Source organism: Nitrosomonas sp. (assembly GCF_020852615.1).
Classification (GTDB): Bacteria; Pseudomonadota; Gammaproteobacteria; order Burkholderiales; family Nitrosomonadaceae; genus Nitrosomonas.
The window spans coordinates 1-2,910 of the sequence record NZ_JADZAJ010000014.1 but is presented as its reverse complement, the minus strand read 5'-3'; the positions used below and the strand labels follow the sequence as shown (position 1 = coordinate 2,910).

Genomic DNA, 2,910 nt, shown 5'->3' with positions numbered 1-2,910 from the left:
TGCAGCCTGGCGCCCAGTCGAACCAGCTCAGTGGCAAGCTGGATCTGTTTACCTTCGGATAAGATACTTTTCTCTTTCATGATTGCATCCTCCTTTGTGCAAGTGCCTAAGAAATTTTTTCAGCAGGCCGCCCTGCCATTAATATTGCTGCGTGGGATTGTGTCAGTGCACGATCCTGCTTATGACTGGTAAGTATTTCCGCAATTAGACTGTCATCAAAACGAAACCGGCATAACAGTATGTTGGAATCAGCCATTTTGAGCAGCTGGCTATTGGTCAGCTTGACCAGAATATCCGCTATATCCTCATCGATACCCAAACGGTACATGGCAGCAACCCTGTCTTCCCGCAGCATTTGTTGAGCCAGTAGCAAATAGCTGAGATTGATTTCCCTGATTTCATCCAGAATCTGATTTGTTCCCATCTCCACTGCTCCTTTTGGAATATGCAAGTTGAACCGTGTTGCGCCTGAAAAAATGATGTGTGCATTTTTAACTTTGGAGCAGATACGGTAAAGCGGGCTACAACCATATCTTGGGTAGGAATTTAGCTGGAAAGCTTGTAGGGAAAATTCCTACAAACAAAAAGATATATTTACTTTCTTGTTTTTGACTGTTGATTCAGATACATAGCGCTGACACATCCATTTCCAGCAAGCAAACCATCAGCACATCGGTGTGGTACTCAATCTTCTTTGCCGGCAACAGGCCATTTGTCATACCAGAAACGGCGATTCAGCGCCCTCCATGTATTGACTGTGATACCCGCCCGGGAAAAGTGCAGCAATATCGCACCATCATAATCGCTGCGATACGACTGACTTCCCTGTTCACGATACAAATTGACCACCTTTTCGTGCGGATGCCCGAATCGGCTCCGGTAGCCCACCGTAAAAATGGCGTAATCAGGATCGACCCGCCGCACAAATTCTTCGGATGATGATGATCGACTGCCATGATGCGGCACAACCAGCACACTGGAGGCAAGCGAATCACGAACATAACGCCGCAGTAACTCTGCTTCCGTCACCTGTCCGATATCGCCCGGCAGCAGTACACTGCCATGCGAAGCCGTTATTTTGAGCACACAGCTTGATTCGTTGGTTTTACGTTTGCGCATTAACGCAGCCGATGTATCCGGTTTGTCCGGGTGCAGGATTTCGAAATGCACGCCATTCCACCACCACGAATTTCCCGCAAGACAATAACGGTTATCAGGTATCGCCCGGCGAATCGGGTGACCATCTTCAATGGACGTCAGTAACACATCTGTCTTCAGTTTTTTCAAAACAGACAACGCGCCACCGCTGTGATCCGAATCAACATGAGAAACAATCATCATATCGAGCGCCTGTATTCCTTCGCCGCGCAGAAATGGCAAAATCACATACTTCCCGCTGTCATTCTCGCCATACCCCGGACCGGTATCGTAAAGCAGTGTATGGTTGCGAGTCTGCGCCACCACCGACAACCCCTGCCCCACATCCAGCACTGTCAGCCAAAGTGCGCCTTCCGCCGGTTTTTCAGGAGAAACCAGAAATAATGGTGCCCCCGCCAGGATTCCCAGCCAGCGCGCAGGAAAACCCGCCGATACACCCAGCCCCGGCCCGCCCGGCAATAACAGCCAGATCACACCAGCCGTGGCTGCAACCACTGTCCATAACGGCGGCATTTGCTGCTGCCAGGTTGCCAGAGGCAACTCCCCCAGCCATTGCAGCACCACCATCGTAACCTGCAAAACAGGATGAGCAATCAGCAACAGAAATTCCAGCCCCGGGATGGTCGCCAGCAGCACAAGTGGCACGATAAGAAAGGTAATCACCGGGATCGCCACCGCATTGGCGACGGGCGATATCAGGGAAACCTGCTGAAACAGGATCAGCAGCAGTGGAAACAGGCCAAGCGTAATCGCCCACTGAATGCGTACCCAGCTGATTACCGCACCTGACCGGCCAACCCGGCCGGATACCACCAGACAAATCAGCGCAACTGCCGCAAAAGACAGCCAGAAGCCCGGCGCAATTACCGACCACGGATCCAGTACCACAACCAGCAGCAACACCCACCCCAGCACCGACAGTGTATGCACATGCTGGTTCTTCCAGAATGCCGCCACGATAATTGCCATCATGAACAATGCACGCCTCACAGGGACGGCAAACCCTGCCAGCAATGCATAGCCGATTGCAACAATCAGGCCGCATACCAGTGCAAACTTGCGGGCAGGCAGCCACAATGCCAAACTGGTACGACGCCAGGCCCGGTAAGTCAGAAAAAATACCATCCCGGCCAGCAGCGTAATATGCGAACCGGAAATTGCCATCAGGTGACTGGTGCCGGTCTGAGTGAAAATCTCCCATTGCTCCGACGGGATGGCCCGCTGATCACCCACCACCAGTGCAATCAAGACTCCTGCATACGGATAATCCGCCAGGTAATGCTGAAAATGGCTGCGAATTTCGTCACGCTCGCGCTCGAAAAAATAAGCCGGATGATTTTCCGGTATCTCAAGCCGCCTGTTGCTCTCCCCTGCCCGCACATAGCCTGTCGCTCGCACATTCCGTTCCAGCAGTTTGGCTTCGTAATCCGGGACATGCGGATTGGCATTACCATGCGGACGTTTCAGCCGGACCGTCAACTGCCAGCGTTCACCCGCCACAATATGGGGTAAAGCAGCTCCCTCACGCCTGTTATCCCGATACCAGGAAAGCTGAATACGGGCAGGCACTCCGGCATCCGGCGTCAATACCCGTTCCACATCAAAACGAAAGCGCACACTGTCTTGGGAAAATTGCGGCATTTCCGGAACAACACCAGTAACCACAACATTTTTTCCTTCCCATTTATGCGGCAACTCATCCGTCAGCCTGATCTGTGCCCATAACGCAGCCCAGAAAAAACCGGCGCCCAG

2 protein-coding genes are annotated in these 2,910 nt (G+C 52.3%); both read right to left on the bottom strand.

Annotated elements, in window-relative coordinates:
* Positions 1–106: 106 nt before the first annotated feature.
* Positions 107–424 (bottom strand): flagellar transcriptional regulator FlhD, encoded by a 318-nt coding sequence (flhD, locus tag IT527_RS02750; protein ID WP_292966243.1) that lies wholly within the window; start codon positions 422–424, stop codon positions 107–109.
* Between the two features lie 260 nt (positions 425–684).
* A partial coding sequence (locus tag IT527_RS02745) for a DNA internalization-related competence protein ComEC/Rec2 (RefSeq protein ID WP_292966240.1) occupies positions 685–2,910 on the bottom strand: 2,226 nt, incomplete at its 5' end.

Coding starts and splice junctions, on each gene's coding strand:
- flhD (WP_292966243.1), bottom strand. CDS start 424: ATGGGAACAAATCAGATTCTGGATGAAATCAGGGAAATCAATCTCAGC.